The sequence below is a fragment of the Halobacterium noricense genome (assembly GCF_021233435.1).
Taxonomy (GTDB): Archaea; Halobacteriota; Halobacteria; order Halobacteriales; family Halobacteriaceae; genus Halobacterium; species Halobacterium noricense.
Genome location: NZ_CP089468.1, coordinates 321,610 through 337,205, shown reverse-complemented (window position 1 = coordinate 337,205; position 15,596 = coordinate 321,610). Strand labels below are relative to the sequence as shown.

The following is a 15,596-nucleotide window of genomic DNA, read 5'->3' as shown; positions in this document are numbered from 1 at the left end:
TACTCGTAATGCCCATGCTCGCCGACCACGCCGTCCCGTCGCCGGTGCCGCCGGACGACCCGGACGCGTGGTACGCACCCGACGTCCGCAGCCAGTACGAAGTCCACCCCGGCGTCGTCGTCACCGTCACCGAGCGGGACGGCGAGTTCGCGTACGGCGTCCGGACGCCGCCGCTCGGTGCCGGCGACGAGACGGCGCTCGCCCGCGTCACCGACTACTTCGTGGACGCCCAGATCGCCCGGCCACGCACCCGGGAGGGAACGCGGGAGCGCGTCGCCGCCGGCCTCGGCGAGAAACACCGCCGCGTGCTCGCTCGCCTCACCGACTGCTCGCGGGCCGCCCGCCGGCGCATCGAGTTCCACGCGCTCTGCGAACTCCGGGGGCTCGGCGACCTCACGCCGCTCGCGCTCGACGACGGCGTCGAAGTCGCGGACGCCGCGGCCGACTCGCTGGTCGTCCACACCAGCGAGTACGCGCCCGCCATCACCGGCTTGCCCGCCGACCCACCACACCTCGACCGCTTCCTCTCCGAGCGCGTCGCGCGCTACACCGTCCCGTTCCGGGATTTCGACGTCCCCGTCGTCGTCTACCGCGAGCGCGTGCTCGGTCGGGACGCCTTCGACACCAAGTACGCCGTCCGCGAACCCGACCGCCTCCCCGGTGACGACGAACTCATCGCGGAGTGCAAGTCCCGCATCTGGGAGGCCAACGTCGAAGGCCGGCTCGGCGACGCGGAGGGCCGCGCGGCGTTCGTCGCCGACCGCGCACGCACGTTTCTCACGCGCCGACTTACCGTCCGCAACACGCGGGCGTGGCTGGACGCCACCAGACACCGCGTCCGCTCCGCGCTCGCCGAGTACGGCCTCGCGGTGCCGCCGGTCGGCCGCCGCTTCAGCGACGACCGCCTCGACGACCTGACGTACTACGTGCTCCGGGACTTCGTCGGCGACGGCGAACTCACGGTCCCCATCCGCGACGACCGCCTCGAAGACGTCGAAGCGAACGCCGTCGGCGAGCGCGTGAAAGTCGTTCCCCGTGGCCGCCTCGGCGCGGCCGCCGCCCGCCTCCCGACGAACCTCTCGCTGGACGACGAGCAGCGCTTCGTCAACCTCGTTACCCAGTTGGCCGCGCGGGACGGCGTCGAGTTGAACGCCTCCAATCCCTCCGCGAAGGTCAACCTCGAACCCGCGGAGGTCGACGCGGACGTCACGATTCGCTGTGCGGTCGCGCTCCCCGTCATCAGCGAGGACGGCCCGCACGTCTCCATCCGGAAACAGGCCGCGGAGCCGCTGACGCCCGTGGACTTGCTCCAGCAGGACACCGTCTCCGTGGACGTCGTCGCGCTGCTGTGGATGGTCTACGAGCACCACGGCGTCGTCCTCTTCTCCGGCCCGACGGGCGTCGGGAAGACCACGCTGATGAACGCCCACATGCCCTTCGTCCCCTTCGACGACCGCCCCATCAGCATCGACGAGGGCAGCCGCGAAGTCCGACTCCCCCACGAGACCGGTGTCTCCCTGACGACCCGCGAGCACGAACGCGAGTTCAAGCGCGTCTCGATGGCCGACCTGATGACCGAGACGAACTATCTGAATCCGGACGTGGAGGTCATCGCGGAGATCAACACCGAGGAGAGCTTCGAGAGCTTCGCGAACGTCCTGAACACGGGCCACGGCGTCGTCGGCACGACGCACGCCGAGAACGTCGAGACGCTCGTGAACCGCGCCATCGAGCAGGGCGTACCCGCGTACCTCCTCCGCGAAGTCGACCTCGTGGTGTTCCCGCGGCACGTCGACGGCGAGCGCTACGTCGGCGAAATCGTGGAGCTCGTCGGCGACGCCGGCGACGACACCGAAACCGTCGAGAAGGACGGCAGCGAGGTTCACTACCGCCGGATACTGGAGCGCACGCCCGACGGCGGCTTCGACTTCGCCGGCGCGGATTCCGTCGGCTTCTTCGACCAGCTCGCCGCGCGCACGGACCGCCCCGTCGAGGACGTCCACGAGGAGTTCGCGCAGAAACGCCGGTACGTCCAGTACCTCGACCGCGAGGACGTCTCCGCGTTCGACGAGCTGTTCGGTCTGCTGTCGGACCTCCGGACCGACGAGACCGCGACGGTCGAACGCCTCCAGCGGAGGGCCGGCGAGTGACCTGCCGAGAGACGGAGGGCGAGCCGTGACGGCGTCGCTGGGCGTCGTCGACCGCGTGCTGTACGCGCTGTTCGCGCGCCACGCCGACCGCGGCCGCCACGACGCCGACCGGAAGCGCTACCGTGCGAGCCGGCTGCCCGTGAGCTTCGACGTGTTCCTCGCGCGCGTCTACGGCGCGTCGTGGCTAGCCTTCGCGTCCGGGAGTGTGCTCGCAGCCACAGCTGCCGCGCTCCTGCTGCCGCCCACGGCGCTCGGCCCGCTCGCCACGACCTCCCCGCTCGCTCCATCGGTCACGGCCGCACTCGTCGTCGGGCTGCCGTCGGGCCTCGTCGCGAAGCGCGTCGCGGTCGAACTCGGCGGCCGCTACCTCGGCTGGCGGGCGCGCAGCCGCCGCACGGACATCGTGGGTACGCTCCCGGGTGCCGTCCGCTACCTCTCCGTGCTCGCGTCGGGCACCACGGACGAGCGCGAACTGCTCTCGCGGGTCGCCGACCGGCCGACCGCGTACGGCGAGACCGCCGCGGCGTTTCAGGACGTGCTCAACACCGCCGACCTCACCGGGAGCGTCGACCGCGGGCTGCGCGTGGTCGCCCGCGACACCCCGAGCCGGGAGTTGCTCGCGCCGTTCCTCCTCAAGTTGCGCGAGCACGCCGCGCAGGGGCCGGATGCGGTCGCACAGTACCTCGAGCTCGAATCCCGGATGCTCGCGAACCGTCGTGAACGCACCCGCGAGCGCGCCGCGGGCTTCCTCGAACTCGTCGCCGAACTGTTCATCGTGTTGCTGGTGCTGCCCGCGCTGCTGGTCATCGTCGCCACCGTCCTGAGCGTGCTCGCGCCCGGGCTCGGCCGCACGGTCGCGACGCCGCTCGGAGCTGCGACCGTCCGCGAACTGCTCGTGTTCGGCAGCGGCGGGTTCGTGCTCGTCGTCGGCGCGCTCGCCGCGTACCTCGTGGAGACGATGCGCCCGCGCGGGTTCACGTGGGGCGGCCACGACCGCTCTACGGGCCTCGCCGTCCTCGCGAACGTCACGCGGAACCCCGCAGACGCCGCCATTATCCTCGCGCTCCCGACGCTCGTCGTCGGCGGTGCCCTCTGGAAGATTGATATTCGACCCGCGAACGCCGTCCTGCTGTCGTACGTCGCGTTCGCCGTCCCTGTGGGATTTGTCGCCGTCCGCCGCGCGCGCATCGACGACGCGAAAGACCGCGAGATTCAGGACTTCGTGCACGCCGTCTCCGGGCACGTCAGCCTCGGGCGGCCGTTCGGGGACGCCGTCGAGCGCGTCGCCCGCGACGTGGACGCCGGCCCATTGAATCCGGACATCCGCGACCTCGCGTTCAACCTCGGCGTCACCACCCGCGGTGAGGACGTGCGAGCAGCCGCGCTCGACCGATTCGTCGAGCGCGTCGACACCCAGCTCGCCGCCCAGACCGTCGGCCTCGTCTCCGGCGCGCTCGACGCCGGCAGCGACGCCGACGCCGCCTTCGAGGCCCTACAAGCCGAAGTCGGGCGGCTCTACCACGAGAAGCGCGCGCTGCGCTCGCGGCTGCTCGTCTACGTCGCGGTCGGCTGGACGACCGCCATCCTCGTCGTCGGCATCACGGTCGCCGTCAACCTCGCCGTCCTCGATAGTTTCGCGCAGTTGTCGTCGGTGTCGAACGCCGCCAGCGCGGGCGGGCTCGCCATCGACCCGGGTGCGGTCGACCTCGAACGCGACCGCTACCGGTTCTACCTCGTGACGCAGGCGACGATGCTGTCGTGTGGCTGGTTCGCGGGCGCGGCGAGCCGCGGCCGGTACGACGCGCTCCTGCACTCGGGCCTGCTCGTCGCGTTCGCGTACGCCGTCTTCGCGGGGGTGGGGATGCTGTGAGCGCGAGCGAACGCGGACAGTCGAACGTCGTCGGCGTCGCCGTCCTGCTCGGCGTGACCGTGGTCGCGCTCGGCCTGCTGACGGCGAGCGTCGGCACCGTCGTCGACCAGCACGCCGCCGCCAGCGACGCCCAGCGGGTCGCCAGCGACCTCGACGAGGCGCTCCAGCCCGTCGAGACGACGGGCGTGCGCCGCGGCAGCGTCTCGTTCACGCGCGGGAGCCTCGACACGCTCGACCGCGAGGTGCGCGTGCTCGACAGCGGCGGCAACGCCTCCGTCGTGGACGCGAACGCGCTCCGCTTCTCGACTGGCAACCGGGGCGCGACCTACCTCGCGGGGTCGGTGCTCGCGCACGGCGACGGCTGGTCGCGCACGCGCTCGCCGGTCACCGTGACCGCGGACCCGGACGTGCTCGTCGTGAGTGTGCCCGCGCTCCGCGGCGACGTGGCGCGAACGGCCAGCGGCGGCGTGACCTACACGCTGCGGTCGAACGTCTCCCACGAACGCCGAAATCTCGGGCGCGGCGGCTACCGCGTCGCCGTCGAGACGGAGCACACCGACGCGGTCCGCGCGCAGTTCGAGCGGTGGAACGCCACCGTCAGCCAGCGCGACATCGACGGCGACGGGACACCGAGCGTCGTCGCTGACTTCCCCGGCGCGCGGACCGCGTACGTGGTCGTTCACGAGACGGCGGTGACCGTGACGTGATCCGAGAAACGAGTCGGGCCGCCGCGCCCGCAGTCGGGAAGGCCCTCGAAGCCGGCATCGTCGTGCTGTTCGTCGCGCTCTTGACGACGACGCTGTACGGCGGCGTCGTCCCGAACGCGCGCACGGCGGCGGCCGACGAAGTCGGCGAGCGCACGCTCCAGCACGCGGCCACGAACGTCGAAGCAGCGGTCCCAGCACAGGCGGGTACGAGAGCCGGCGCGGGCGAGGTCGTCGCGGAGCGCCGCGTCAGCCTCCCGGCGACGATTCGTGACCGAGGCTACCGCGTCACCGCGAACGACACCAGCCTCGCCCTCGTTCACGAGCACGCCGACGTGGGCAGCACGACGCCGCTCGTGCTCCCGGACCGCGTACGAGCCGTTCGGGGAAACTGGACCGACAGCGAAGGATTGGTTCGCGTACGAGCACACCCAGACGGCGGCCTGGTCGTCGAACTTGCGGAGGCGACGGCGTGACCCGCGCGCAAGCGAACCTCCCCGCGCTCGCGATAGCGCTCCTGCTGGTCGTCGCGAGCGTCGCGGCGGCCATCGGGCTCGCCGGAAGCGCGTTCGCAGGTGCGAACACTGACCCCGCGGACAGCCGGCTCGCGGCCAGCGCCGCCGAGCGCCTCGTCACCGCTAACGGGCCACTAACCGTGCGAGCGAACGTGCTCTCGCGGGCTGCCGTCGCGAACGCGAGCGCGAATCTCGACCGCTTGCTTCCGGGAGCCACCGCCGTCCGGGTCACGCTCGACGGCGAGACGGTCGCCGAGCGCGGGAATCCGACAGGTGGGGCGACGATGCGCCGCGTCGTGCTCGTCGCGGACGCGAGTCAGCGCGAACTCTCGCCGGCGTTCGACGGCAGTATGGAGGTCACGCTGCCGCGACGGACGGGGAGCGCCACGCTGACGTTCGACACCGGGACAGCGAACGTGACAGCCGTGCGTGCGAACGACCGCGTCGTCCTCCACGACGAGGGTGGCTTGGATGGCGCGTACGACGTCGACCTCGCGCGATACGACACGGTCACGCTGGCGTTCGACACCGACGGCGAACTCGCGCCGGGCAGCGTCACTATCGCGTACCGCGTGGAGACGACGACCAAAGCCGTGCTCGGGGTAACCGTCGATGCGTGACGGCACGAGATGCGAGCGCGGCCAGCTCTCGCTGTCGGTCGTCGAAGCCGGCGTCGGCGTGCTGTTCGTGGTCGCCGTTGCGAGCGCGTTCGCGTTCGGCACGCCCGCGGGCGGCGTCGGCGAGCAGGCGCAACTCGACGCGTACGCGCAGGACGCGGCGACCGTGCTGGCGAACGAGCCGCCACAGCACGGCGACGCGACGCGGCTGGCGGAGGTCGCGGCCTCGGAGGTGACGTTCGAGCGGGAGCGCGGCGCGCTCGAACGGCGCGTCGACCGCATCCTCCCGGACAATCTGATGTTTCGGGTGCGGACGCCTCACGGCGCGGTCGGTCACGTCCGACCGTCGAACGCAGCGGTGGGTGTCGCACGCGTGCCCACCGGGAGCGGTCGCGTCACCGTGTGGGTGTGGTACGCATGAGTGACCGCGGCCAACTCGTGCTCGTCGCAGCGGCTGTCGCTGCACTCGCGCTCGTCCCGGTCGCGGCCGCGTACCTCCAGTTCGGCTACGCGCCGGCGGTCGCGGACGTCGACGCGGACCACGGCGAGCGCGTCACTCGGGTGCTCGACCGTGTCGCGGACGGCGCGGCGGAGACCGCCACGGGAACCGCTTGGGGAGACAGAGAGGCTGCAGTGGAGCGGGTCGAAGCGTCGCTGGCACCACGGCTCCGCACGGTCGAGCGGGCGCGGCTCGGCGACGGCGTCGTCGTGAACGTGTCCTACGACGGCGCGCTCGCGGAGCGCGTGGATTGTCCGAGCGCTGATGGACGGTCGTTCGGCGCGTGCGAGGTCCACGGCGGTGTTGTAGTTCAGGAGCGCGCGGGCGAGACGGTCGTCGTCGCCATCGCGTTCGACGTTCGCGTCACGATGCCGGCCGGGACGACGCGGTTCGGGCACGTCGCTCGCCCGCAGTAGTTAGGCGTCGAGGTCGTCGAAGCCCCACTCTTCGGCGCGCTCCCGCGCTTCCTCGCGGGCGCGGTCCCGAATCGCCTCGACCTTCTCCTCGTCCGCGAGGAACGCCTCCACGGCGTCCAGGTCGCCCGCGCCGCCGTCGGCGTCCGCGATGCCGGCTTCTCGGCCAGCCTCGCGCGTTCGCTCGGCGAGTGCGTCGTCGCCGGCGAGTCGTTCGGCTGGCGTCCCAGGCGCGACCGCGTACTGGTCCGTTCGAGGGACGTCACCGTCGTCGCCGGCGTAACACGCCACGCGCAGCGGGCCGGTCATCGCGAGGTCCGCGAGCGCCGTCGCACCACCACGGCCCGTCGCAGTGTGGTGGACGTGCGTCGGCACGCCGTCGGTGAACGCGACGACGCCCTCGCCGTCGCCGTCGAGGAGGAGCGCCTCTTGTGGGGTGAGAACAGCGTGTCCGGTGAGTTCGCGGTCGAGCGCGAGCGACAGCGCGGCCGCCGCGTCGTCGACGACGCGCGCGAACGTCAGTTCGGTCATGGCTGCTCGGGGACGACCGCGCTCCGGAAGCGGTCGGCAACCGATGCGGCGTCGGCGTCCCGAACGTCGATGGCGTCCGCGGCGCGCCGGTACGCGGCCGCGGCGTCGCTCTCCGGCGCGTGCGCGAGCAACGGCTCGCCGGCGCGGCGCGCGGACCGGACCGCCTCGGACTCGGGGACGGTGCCGAGCGTCTCGCCCTCGAAGTACTGCCCGGACTTCGCGGCGATGCGCTCGACCGCCTCGGGGTCCTGGACCTTGTTGTAGAGCGTGCCCGCGACGCCCGTGCCGTACGACGTGGCGTACTCCTGGACTTTGAGCGCGTCCGAGATGGCGGGAATCGTCGGCTGGACGACGAGCACCGCGCGGTCCGCCAGCACCACTGGGAGGACGGCGCTGCGGCTCGCGAGCGTCGCCGGCGAATCGAGGAGAAGGACGTCCGTGTCGGCGGCGAGGTCGGCGACGACGTCGCGGAGCCGGGTCGGGTCCGCCGCGCGGAAGTCGCCCAGGCCCGTGCCGCAGGGGACGACGCACATCCCGTAGCGCTCGTAGACGGCGTCGGAGACGGCCGCGTTCCCGCCGGAGACGAGGAGGTCGTGGAGCGTCACGTCCACGTCCGCGAGCCCCGCGTGGAACAGCAGGTTCGCCATGCCCGTGTCGGCGTCCACGACTGTGACGTCGTAATCCTCGGCGAGTGCCATCCCGAGCGCGAGCGTGCTCGTCGTCTTCCCGGTGCCGCCCTTCCCGGACGCGACGGCGAACGCCTCAACCATCTTCGTCCCCCGGACGGAGTGCGGCGGCGAACGCCTCGCGGTCGTCGGGCAGCGACGCGAACTCCTCGTCGGCGGCACGGCGGCGTTCGCGGACGTCTTCGTCGGGCCGGCCGACCCCGCGCTCGCGGCACGCTTCGTAGAGGTCCGACACCGAACGCCGATACGAAGCGATGTGGCGTGCACGCTCGATGGCGGCACGGACGGCCGTCTCACAGGTCGACGCACACGCGACGTCGGCGTCGAGCGCGGTCGTCCCGATGGCGACGATGGCCGCGTCGGTGGTCGAACGAACCGTGTTCACGACGGCAGCGGGGTCGACGACCGTGGCCGCGTCCACGACGACGACGTCGGGGTCGTCGCGGGCGACGACATCGCGGACTGCTGCAGCGTCGACGGTCACCACGTCGTCCGGCAGCACGTCCGCGAGTGACCGCCGGGTGCCGTCCGCGACTAGATGTGTCACGTGCGGTGTTTCCGCGTTGTCCGGCAAAATATTTTCGGGCGGGCTGTCGAAAATTCCACCCAGATTAGGTACGAATTTCCCGTGCGGAGCAGTCGAAGGAGTGGCCGATGCTGTGAGTGGTACTGCAGCGCGCGAGAACACGACGCCGCACTTATGTATTTGCTGTGAAACGTGCTCGTGTATGCGACACGAAGCGTGTGTCATCTGTGGCGGCTGGGCCGTCTTCCTCGCCACGTTCGCCCTGACAGCCCTCATCACTCCAGTGCGGAGCGTGCTCGTCCCCGCGCTCCTCAGCGTCGCGTCCGTCCTCCTCGCGACGCCGGTCATTCACACGGGTTTGCGTGCACGCGAGGCGGGCGTGAGCCGATAGCGCGACCACATCTAATGTCGCGTAAACGGCCACGAATTGACCGGGGAGAAAGTCGGTTGGACGTGCGGCCCGCTCACCGTTTGGTTCGCGGAAAAGCAAATCCGCCCTCCCCGATTTGAACGGGGGGCAAGTCGATCTACAGTCGACTGCTCTACCAGTCTGAGCTAAGGGCGGATGCACTCTTGCGTACGCCGTGGTTCGGATTTAAGGGTTACCATTCGGAAACGGACGACGAGCATCAGACGCGTGGGATGGGGTCAACTACCCCGCGCACGGTGGTGCGAGACTTGTCAGTGGACTCGCCGCGTCGTACCCGAAGGGCTTTCGGGCGTTCACGAGTCGGCATCCTTGACTACAGGGCCGGTTGACGGCAGCCCGTGACCGCGACAACTGTTGGCCTCCCATCACGTACCACTAAGTTGGGATGCCATTCACTTCAATATATGGCTAAGGCAGCGAGTGTCGGCTTCCTCCCCGCCCACGGTGGGGCGGGGAATCCACCTCACTACCTAGTTTGAAGTTCCCGGCGGTGGTACGTACTACCGAACGGGTATGTCGAAGATCACCTTCCGCGCGGACGACGACCTTGTGGACGCCGTCGACGACCTCGACGAGTCCAAGAGCGAGGTCATGCGCGCGGCGCTGCGGGCGTACCTCGACGGCGAGGCGGCCGACGCGGACGACAGCATCGACGACGTCGTCGCCGAGCGCGTCGACGAACTCGTCGAGCGGCGACTCGGCCCACGAACCCGCGAACACGACGTAAACGTACGAATTACGGTCGATACCGCCGACGGACTGCGCGCGGAGCCGCGGCGCGACGACCAGCGTGCACCGCGTCGCGAACCGGCACGCGGCGAGGATCGCGGGCGGGCAGCGGACCGCGGCCACGAGCAGAGCTGCGCGCAGTGCGGGGAGTCGCTGTCCGACGACCACGTGTTCTGTCCGAACTGCGGGGAGAAGGCGACCCACCGCGTGTTCTGCGAGTGCGGCGACGAGGTGCGAGCGGACTGGTCGTTCTGTCCGCACTGCGGGCGGCGGACTGCGTCGGCGGACGCGTTCGCCCGGTAAGACAATCGTTTACATCCGCCGTTAATTATATACGTTGTGACGGTGTGGGTAGTGGTACGTAAGACGGTTGTCTTACACAGAATCGCACGACAGCGCGGGATTATGACCTGCCAAACGATTCTGTAAGACACAGACCGAATCAAATGCCGTCTTACCACAACGGGGATACAAAAATATGGAGCGTGTGACACTCCGCATTCCGAAACAGCAGATCGACGAGGTCGAACAGATGGTCGAACGGGGTAAATTCCCGAATCGCAGCGAGGCGATTCGGTCGGCGGTCCGTGAAATGATAGACGAACAAACCGAACAGACCAGCACGAACAGCTGGGCGAAGGTGTAACGATGCAGGACATCGTTCAGGACGCCCTCGACAACGCCGAAGCCGAACAACGCGAGATGGACGCCAGCGGCGACGGCGACGAGTTCGGCGACCCGCGAATCGTCATCGTGGGCGCGGGCGGCGCGGGCAACAACACCGTCAACCGGCTGTACAACATCGGTGTCGAAGGCGCCGACACGGTCGCCATCAACACCGACAAACAGCACCTCAAGATGATCGAGGCCGACACGAAGATTCTCGTCGGGAAGTCCCTGACGAACGGCCTCGGCGCGGGTGGCGACCCCTCGATGGGCGAGCGCGCCACCGAGATGGCCCAGGGCACAATCAAAGAGGTGCTCGGCGACGCGGACCTCGTGTTCGTGACCGCCGGCATGGGTGGTGGGACCGGCACCGGTGCTGCACCCGTCGTCTCGAAGATCGCCAAAGAGCAGGGCGCAATCGTCGTTGGCATGGTGTCGACGCCGTTCAACGTCGAGCGCGCTCGTACGGTCAAGGCCGAGGAAGGCCTGGAGAAGCTCCGCGAAGAAGCGGACTCTATCATCGTCCTCGACAACAACCGGCTGCTCGACTACGTGCCCAACCTCCCGATCGGGAAGGCGTTCTCCGTGATGGACCAGATCATCGCCGAGACCGTCAAGGGCATCAGCGAGACGATTACCCAGCCGAGTCTCATCAACCTCGACTACGCCGACATGACCGCCATCATGAATCAGGGTGGCGTCGCCGTGATGCTCGTCGGCGAGACCCAGGACAAGAACAAGACCAACGAAGTGGTCAAGGACGCGATGAATCACCCGCTGCTGGACGTCGACTACCGCGGCGCGAGCGGTGGCCTCGTCCACATCACGGGTGGCCCGGACCTCACGCTGAAAGAGGCCGAGGGCATCGCGGACAACATCACCGAGCGGCTGGACGCGAGCGCGAACGTCATCTGGGGCGCCCGCATCCAGGAGAACTACAAGGGGAAGGTCCGCGTCATGGCCATCATGACCGGCGTGCAGTCCGCGCAGGTGCTCGGACCGAGCACGCAGAAGCAGGCGGACAAGTCCCGGCAGGAGCTCCAGGACGTCGACGCCGACGCGAAGCAGCGCGCCGTCGACGAGGGCGCCGGCACGACTAACGAGTTCGGCGCGCACTCCGACGGCGGTAAGGAAGAAGTCGAGAAGAACAACGGCCTCGACGTCATCCGGTAACCGTCCTGTTCTTTTGCGGTCGTCAGCGAACCCGAAGCAGCGGGTGTCGCACGGTTACACTGCGTTCACGGCGTCGATCAGCGCACACTTCCGGCACTGGTCGCGGGTCGTCGGCGCGCCACACTCCTCGCACTCGCCCACGTCCGCGTCCTCGTCGCTGTACTGGTCGGCCGCGAGCCCCGCGAGCTCCTCGTAGCCAGCCATAATCGAGTGCCGCGTGCCCGGATGGTTCTCCTCCAACTTCAGCAGGAGGTCCTGAATCTCGCCGCGGAACGCCTCGCTGGAGTGTGGGCACTCCGCCATGTGGACTGGAAGGTCCCGGAGTTGTGCGTACAGCGCGACCTCCTTCTCCGGAACGTCGCGGAGCGGCTTCGCGCGCGGAATCATGTCCTCCTTGGGCGTGCGTTCGTCGAAGGGGCCGAGGCTGGCGTCGAAGTGTTTGGCGACCTGCTCGACGTTCCCCTCGAAGATGTTCATCAGCGCGGTCTCGGCCTCGTCGTCGAGGTTGTGGCCGGTGAGGAGTTTGTCCGCGTCGTACTCATCGGCGTACCGCGCGAGGAGGTCTCGACGGAACACCCCACAGTACGCGCAGGGTGCCATGTCCAGCGGGTCGTCGTCGACGACGTTGTCCATCTCGACGTCGAACTCGTCGGCGTACGTGACGACCTCGTGGCGGATGTCGCGGTCCGCAGTGAGGTTCTCGCAGGCCGCGAGGCTCTCGTCGCGGTAGCCCTCGATGCCCTCGTGGATGGTGAGCGCGACCATCTCGATGCGCGGGTCCTCCGCGAACGTCTCCGAGAGGATGTCCGTGAGGACGACGCTGTCCTTCCCGCCGGAGAGTCCGATGACCCACGTTTCGGGGTCCTCGGGCGTCGCGTCGTCGGGCAGCATGTCGTCCTCGCGGATGCGCCGCCGCATCCGGCGTTCGACACTCTCGAAGAGGTGGCCCTCGCAGAGGTGCGCGCCTGAGTACGCCGCGTGCATCACGGCCTCGCGGTCGCACTTGGTGCAATCCATTACGTACACGTTGGCAGCGCCGGCGTTTCACCGTTACGTCTCGACGAACCACCACGACCCGTAAACCTCATTTCGGGATAACAAATCGGCGGCTGCGCGGGAATCTCGGGCACAGAATCGGTCGCGAAAAAGCGCGAGCGGTGAGTCAGCCCGCGAATTCGGAACTCGCGGCGCGGTCGGCGGCGTCGCGAGCGTCGTGGACGTCGTAGAGCACGTCTGCGGGGTCGACGTCGCCACGCCGGAGCGCTTTGAGCAACGCCGAGCGCTCGTCGGTGTCGAGTTCGTCGATGGTGTCGACGCGTCGCGCCACGTCCTCGACGGCCATATCCGTCGGCTCGAAGCGCTCACCGTCCGGCTTCAGTTCCTCGGCGGCCCCGACGGCGTCGAGCGTGTTCAACTCGCGTTCCGCGACGCCGATGGAGACGGCCGCACGGGTCGCGATTTCGTCTGTCGGCGGTGTCTCGTCGGCGAGTTCGCGGAGCGCTGCGAGCACGCGGAAAGTCTGGTCGCCCATATGTAGGCGCGGTGGCGGATGGCGCTTGACCGTTGTGGCCAGCGCGGCCGTCGACAGACGGCCGCGTTAGGCGAACGCGGAGCGCAGCGATGCGTGAGCAGCGTGCCCGACCGCAGGGAGGGCACGTTATGGCGAGCGGGGAGCGCGTGCTCGACCGAAGGGGAGAGCACGGAATGGCGAACGGTGACCGCAGTGAACCGTGAGCGAAGCGACCCGCAAGCGGCCGTCTACCGACGACGTCACTACGAGCAGCCCAATCAATCGCGAAAATTCAGAGAACAGCCGCCGTTACGCTTGGTCGTACTTCTCGGCGTGGAACCAGTCGACGAGCGTGCCGGTGGCTTCCTTCTCGACGCCGTGGGGGACGTAGACGAACGGGATGGGGCGGTCGAACGCGCGCTCGCCGTAGAGCCCCCAGTCGCCGACCGAGCGGGTGGTGCCGCCGTACGCGATGGGGATGTCTTCGAGGTCCTGGGGCTCGTACTCGGGGACGTACGACTGTTCGACCCAGACCTCGTGGTCGGGGACGCCGAGTTCGGCGGCGAGGTCGGCTTCGAGGCGATCAACGTGGGCGACGAGCCAGTCGCTGAACGCGTCCAAGTCCGCGTCGACGCGGTCGGCGTACGCGATGCGGTGCTTCCAGCAGGTCTCGGGGAAGCGGCGCGCGCGGAAGCGGTCGTAGAGCGCTGCGAGCGTGGAGTCGGGGTGCTCGCTGGCGGCGACGCGCAGGCGCTCCATGAGCGTGTTGTCGTCGATTTCGTCGTCGAGGATGCGGTCGGCGGTGACCGGCGGTTCGTCCGCGAGCGCGGCGAGTTCGTCGAGGAGTTCGCTGAGGAGCACGTGGGCGTAGACGGACTTGTGGTGCTGAGTCACCCACATGTACACCGCGATGCGGCCTTCGAGGTAGTTGCCGATGGTCGAGAGGGCTTTGTCCGAGAGCGCGAGCCCCTCCTCGGGGTGGGCGGTGTAGGAGCCGACCATGCGGTCGGTGTCGAAACCGAGGACGTCCGCGCCCGTCATCTGGTTGTCCCGCGTGATGTAGTCGAGGCGGTCGACGTCGATGGGCGAGTGCAGAATCTGGGCAGCGACGCCGTGCTGCCAGCGGCCGCCGCGCTCGTATTCGAGGCTGTAGCCGAGGATGTGCGCGCAGACGTCGTGGGGGTCGACGCCCATCTCGTGGAGGCCGTCGGCGAACGCCTCGAGCACGATGAGACAGCCCAAGAGTTCGTGCGCAGACGCCTCTCGAATCGGCGCGTCGCCGACGCCGGCGTCGTCGAACGCCTCGCGGAGCCCGCGGTCGGCGAGCCGGTCTTGGAGGTCGTCGGTGTCGATGAAACGCTCGCCCAGATGCGAGAACGGCGGGTGACCGACGTCGTGGAGGAGCGCCGCGCATTCGAGCGTGCGCTGGATGTCGTCGAGTTCCGCGGTGGTGGCGTCGCGGTAGAAGTACGACTGCTCGCGGAGGTTCTCGAAGACGGTGCGCGCGAGGTGGTAGACGCCCAGCGAGTGCTCGAAGCGCGTGTGGTTCGCGCCCGGGTAGACGAGATAGGTCGCCGAGAGCTGGCGGACGTGGCGGAGGCGCTGGAACGCGCGGTTGTCGAGGACGTTGTCGACGAGCGGCTGATCGAGTTCGACGTAGCCGTGGACGGGGTCTTTGATTTGCGTGGCTGGCATGTGTATCGTCGGTCCGAGCGGACCGACCCGAATTACCCGTAGTACGGGCTCGGCGGGGGTCGGTCTTTCGATTCCCGCCGTCGGTGGGCGCGTGCGGAACCGTTTTCGGCGTTCGCGGGCTACGAGCAATCGATGGACAGAGCTGCCGCCGTCGACCGGGTGGAAGAGCTCGTGGACGCCGTCGCGAGCGAGGAGATGCCGGTCCCGGTGCACGAAATTTGGGTGTACGGCGACGTCGCGCTCGGCCTCGACCCCGTCGAGCGCCTGGACGTCTACCTCACGAAGGACATCCTCATGCGCGGGGACGACGCCGACCGCGCCGCGGAGTTCGAGCGCGAGTACGGCGTGAAGGGTGTCGGCAAGACCGTGCGCGCGTCGTGGGCCGACGACCACCCCGAGTACCTGCGTGCGAACGAGAGCGGCCACGTCGCGCCCGAGCGCTGTCTCGCCGCACACTTCCTCGACGACGACGAGCCGATTCACCTCGAAGTGTGTAACGCGGGCTTCGAGGACAACGTCACCCAGCGCCTCGAAGGCGCACGAGCGACCGAAACCTACGAGAACGTCCTCGACCCCCGCGGCGTCTGCCTGTGGGCCGACGGCGAGCGCAGCGACGACGCCTTCCGGAAGCTCCGCGACGGCGAACTCGTCTTCCCCACGCTCGCTGGCGCGCTGGAAATGCTCGGTGCGGACGAAGAAGAAGCCGAAATCGCCGCCGACGCCGTCGAAACCCGCCGCGAACGGGCCGAGGGCGCGACCGTCCGCGGCGACGTAGTTTGAAGTGCGAAGCCGGGACCAACCCGGCACGTGACCTGACGACTCGCCGGCTGGGGGAGGCGGGAGCGCGGCGGTCCCAGTCGGATTCGGTGCCGCCTGTCAGCC

The 15,596-nt window shown here is 69.2% G+C and carries 18 protein-coding genes and 1 tRNA gene; 12 read left to right on the top strand and 7 right to left on the bottom strand.

Annotated elements, in window-relative coordinates:
* The first annotated feature begins 8 nt into the window (after positions 1-8).
* Genes LT974_RS01915 through LT974_RS01885 form a run of 7 tightly spaced genes read left to right on the top strand, consistent with a single transcriptional unit; the run spans position 9 to position 6,771 of the window.
* Entirely contained in the window at positions 9-2,150 is a 2,142-nt protein-coding gene (locus LT974_RS01915; protein ID WP_408611692.1) for a type II/IV secretion system ATPase subunit, read from the top strand.
* A gap of 25 nt (positions 2,151-2,175) precedes the next feature.
* Positions 2,176-4,020 carry a type II secretion system F family protein gene (locus tag LT974_RS01910; RefSeq protein ID WP_232588963.1) on the top strand — a complete coding sequence of 615 codons (1,845 nt, stop codon included), beginning with the start codon at positions 2,176-2,178 and terminating at the stop codon, positions 4,018-4,020.
* On the top strand, positions 4,017-4,727 hold the full coding sequence (locus LT974_RS01905) for a DUF7289 family protein (RefSeq protein ID WP_232588962.1): 711 nt from the start codon (positions 4,017-4,019) through the stop codon (positions 4,725-4,727). Before LT974_RS01910 ends, LT974_RS01905 begins: the two co-directional genes overlap by 4 nt.
* Positions 4,724-5,200 (top strand): DUF7266 family protein, encoded by a 477-nt coding sequence (locus tag LT974_RS01900; protein ID WP_232588961.1) that lies wholly within the window; start codon positions 4,724-4,726, stop codon positions 5,198-5,200. Before LT974_RS01905 ends, LT974_RS01900 begins: the two co-directional genes overlap by 4 nt.
* Positions 5,197-5,859, top strand: a complete 663-nt coding sequence (locus LT974_RS01895; protein WP_232588960.1) for a DUF7263 family protein — start codon at positions 5,197-5,199, stop codon at positions 5,857-5,859. The genes LT974_RS01900 and LT974_RS01895 overlap by 4 nt, the downstream gene beginning before the upstream one ends.
* A complete protein-coding gene (locus LT974_RS01890; RefSeq protein WP_232588959.1) occupies positions 5,852-6,277 on the top strand; it encodes a DUF7262 family protein in 426 nt (141 codons plus the stop codon). The genes LT974_RS01895 and LT974_RS01890 overlap by 8 nt, the downstream gene beginning before the upstream one ends.
* Positions 6,274-6,771: a DUF7261 family protein gene (locus LT974_RS01885; protein WP_232588958.1), complete on the top strand. Its 498-nt coding sequence runs from the start codon at positions 6,274-6,276 to the stop codon at positions 6,769-6,771. The genes LT974_RS01890 and LT974_RS01885 overlap by 4 nt, the downstream gene beginning before the upstream one ends.
* Here LT974_RS01885 and LT974_RS01880 read toward each other — a convergent pair whose 3' ends face one another.
* From LT974_RS01880 to LT974_RS01870, 3 genes are read right to left on the bottom strand one after another with little or no spacing between them, the layout of a single operon-like run.
* Positions 6,772-7,299: a hypothetical protein gene (locus LT974_RS01880; RefSeq protein ID WP_232588957.1), complete on the bottom strand. Its 528-nt coding sequence runs from the start codon at positions 7,297-7,299 to the stop codon at positions 6,772-6,774. It abuts the gene before it with no gap.
* On the bottom strand, positions 7,296-8,069 hold the full coding sequence (locus LT974_RS01875) for a nucleotide-binding protein (RefSeq protein WP_232588955.1): 774 nt from the start codon (positions 8,067-8,069) through the stop codon (positions 7,296-7,298). Before LT974_RS01875 ends, LT974_RS01880 begins: the two co-directional genes overlap by 4 nt.
* Positions 8,062-8,532, bottom strand: a complete 471-nt coding sequence (locus LT974_RS01870; protein WP_232588954.1) for a hypothetical protein — start codon at positions 8,530-8,532, stop codon at positions 8,062-8,064. The genes LT974_RS01875 and LT974_RS01870 overlap by 8 nt, the downstream gene beginning before the upstream one ends.
* Before the next feature lie 181 nt (positions 8,533-8,713).
* Between LT974_RS01870 and LT974_RS01865 the strand changes: the two genes are divergently transcribed.
* Complete coding sequence (locus LT974_RS01865; RefSeq protein WP_232588953.1) at positions 8,714-8,902, top strand: hypothetical protein; 189 nt, start codon at positions 8,714-8,716, stop codon at positions 8,900-8,902.
* A 100-nt stretch (positions 8,903-9,002) separates the two neighbouring features.
* Here the strand turns inward: LT974_RS01865 and LT974_RS01860 are convergent.
* Positions 9,003-9,076: transfer RNA gene (locus tag LT974_RS01860), tRNA-Tyr, on the bottom strand.
* Positions 9,077-9,454: 378 nt separating this feature from the next.
* Between LT974_RS01860 and LT974_RS01855 the strand changes: the two genes are divergently transcribed.
* The 3 genes from LT974_RS01855 to ftsZ all read left to right on the top strand — a co-directional run bounded on the left by LT974_RS01855 (position 9,455) and on the right by ftsZ (position 11,509).
* Entirely contained in the window at positions 9,455-9,973 is a 519-nt protein-coding gene (locus LT974_RS01855) for a zinc ribbon domain-containing protein (protein ID WP_232588952.1), read from the top strand.
* A gap of 175 nt (positions 9,974-10,148) precedes the next feature.
* The gene (locus tag LT974_RS01850) at positions 10,149-10,316 is read left to right on the top strand and encodes a ribbon-helix-helix domain-containing protein (protein ID WP_058981067.1); all 168 of its coding nucleotides are present in this window, start codon (positions 10,149-10,151) and stop codon (positions 10,314-10,316) included.
* Positions 10,317-10,318: 2 nt separating this feature from the next.
* The gene (ftsZ, locus tag LT974_RS01845) at positions 10,319-11,509 is read left to right on the top strand and encodes a cell division protein FtsZ (RefSeq protein WP_232588951.1); all 1,191 of its coding nucleotides are present in this window, start codon (positions 10,319-10,321) and stop codon (positions 11,507-11,509) included.
* A gap of 54 nt (positions 11,510-11,563) precedes the next feature.
* Here ftsZ and ncsA read toward each other — a convergent pair whose 3' ends face one another.
* The 3 genes from ncsA to LT974_RS01830 all read right to left on the bottom strand — a co-directional run bounded on the left by ncsA (position 11,564) and on the right by LT974_RS01830 (position 14,714).
* Positions 11,564-12,526, bottom strand: a complete 963-nt coding sequence (gene ncsA, locus LT974_RS01840; RefSeq protein ID WP_232588950.1) for a tRNA 2-thiolation protein NcsA — start codon at positions 12,524-12,526, stop codon at positions 11,564-11,566.
* A 145-nt stretch (positions 12,527-12,671) separates the two neighbouring features.
* A complete protein-coding gene (locus LT974_RS01835; protein ID WP_232588948.1) occupies positions 12,672-13,040 on the bottom strand; it encodes a hypothetical protein in 369 nt (122 codons plus the stop codon).
* A 288-nt stretch (positions 13,041-13,328) separates the two neighbouring features.
* Positions 13,329-14,714 carry an HD domain-containing protein gene (locus tag LT974_RS01830; RefSeq protein WP_232588947.1) on the bottom strand — a complete coding sequence of 462 codons (1,386 nt, stop codon included), beginning with the start codon at positions 14,712-14,714 and terminating at the stop codon, positions 13,329-13,331.
* A 132-nt stretch (positions 14,715-14,846) separates the two neighbouring features.
* Between LT974_RS01830 and LT974_RS01825 the strand changes: the two genes are divergently transcribed.
* Positions 14,847-15,494, top strand: a complete 648-nt coding sequence (locus LT974_RS01825; RefSeq protein WP_232588946.1) for a DUF7095 family protein — start codon at positions 14,847-14,849, stop codon at positions 15,492-15,494.
* The last annotated feature ends 102 nt before the right edge of the window (positions 15,495-15,596 follow it).

Excerpts from the sequence above, each read along its gene's own strand:
- LT974_RS01915 (WP_408611692.1), top strand. The coding sequence starts at position 9 with ATGCCCATGCTCGCCGACCACGCCGTCCCGTCGCCGGTGCCGCCGGAC.
- LT974_RS01890 (WP_232588959.1), top strand. The coding sequence starts at position 5,852 with ATGCGTGACGGCACGAGATGCGAGCGCGGCCAGCTCTCGCTGTCGGTC.
- LT974_RS01885 (WP_232588958.1), top strand. The coding sequence starts at position 6,274 with ATGAGTGACCGCGGCCAACTCGTGCTCGTCGCAGCGGCTGTCGCTGCA.
- LT974_RS01880 (WP_232588957.1), bottom strand. The coding sequence starts at position 7,299 with ATGACCGAACTGACGTTCGCGCGCGTCGTCGACGACGCGGCGGCCGCG.
- LT974_RS01875 (WP_232588955.1), bottom strand. The coding sequence starts at position 8,069 with ATGGTTGAGGCGTTCGCCGTCGCGTCCGGGAAGGGCGGCACCGGGAAG.
- LT974_RS01865 (WP_232588953.1), top strand. The coding sequence starts at position 8,714 with ATGCGACACGAAGCGTGTGTCATCTGTGGCGGCTGGGCCGTCTTCCTC.
- LT974_RS01855 (WP_232588952.1), top strand. The coding sequence starts at position 9,455 with ATGTCGAAGATCACCTTCCGCGCGGACGACGACCTTGTGGACGCCGTC.
- LT974_RS01850 (WP_058981067.1), top strand. The coding sequence starts at position 10,149 with ATGGAGCGTGTGACACTCCGCATTCCGAAACAGCAGATCGACGAGGTC.
- ftsZ (WP_232588951.1), top strand. The coding sequence starts at position 10,319 with ATGCAGGACATCGTTCAGGACGCCCTCGACAACGCCGAAGCCGAACAA.
- ncsA (WP_232588950.1), bottom strand. The coding sequence starts at position 12,526 with ATGGATTGCACCAAGTGCGACCGCGAGGCCGTGATGCACGCGGCGTAC.
- LT974_RS01835 (WP_232588948.1), bottom strand. The coding sequence starts at position 13,040 with ATGGGCGACCAGACTTTCCGCGTGCTCGCAGCGCTCCGCGAACTCGCC.
- LT974_RS01830 (WP_232588947.1), bottom strand. The coding sequence starts at position 14,714 with ATGCCAGCCACGCAAATCAAAGACCCCGTCCACGGCTACGTCGAACTC.
- LT974_RS01825 (WP_232588946.1), top strand. The coding sequence starts at position 14,847 with ATGGACAGAGCTGCCGCCGTCGACCGGGTGGAAGAGCTCGTGGACGCC.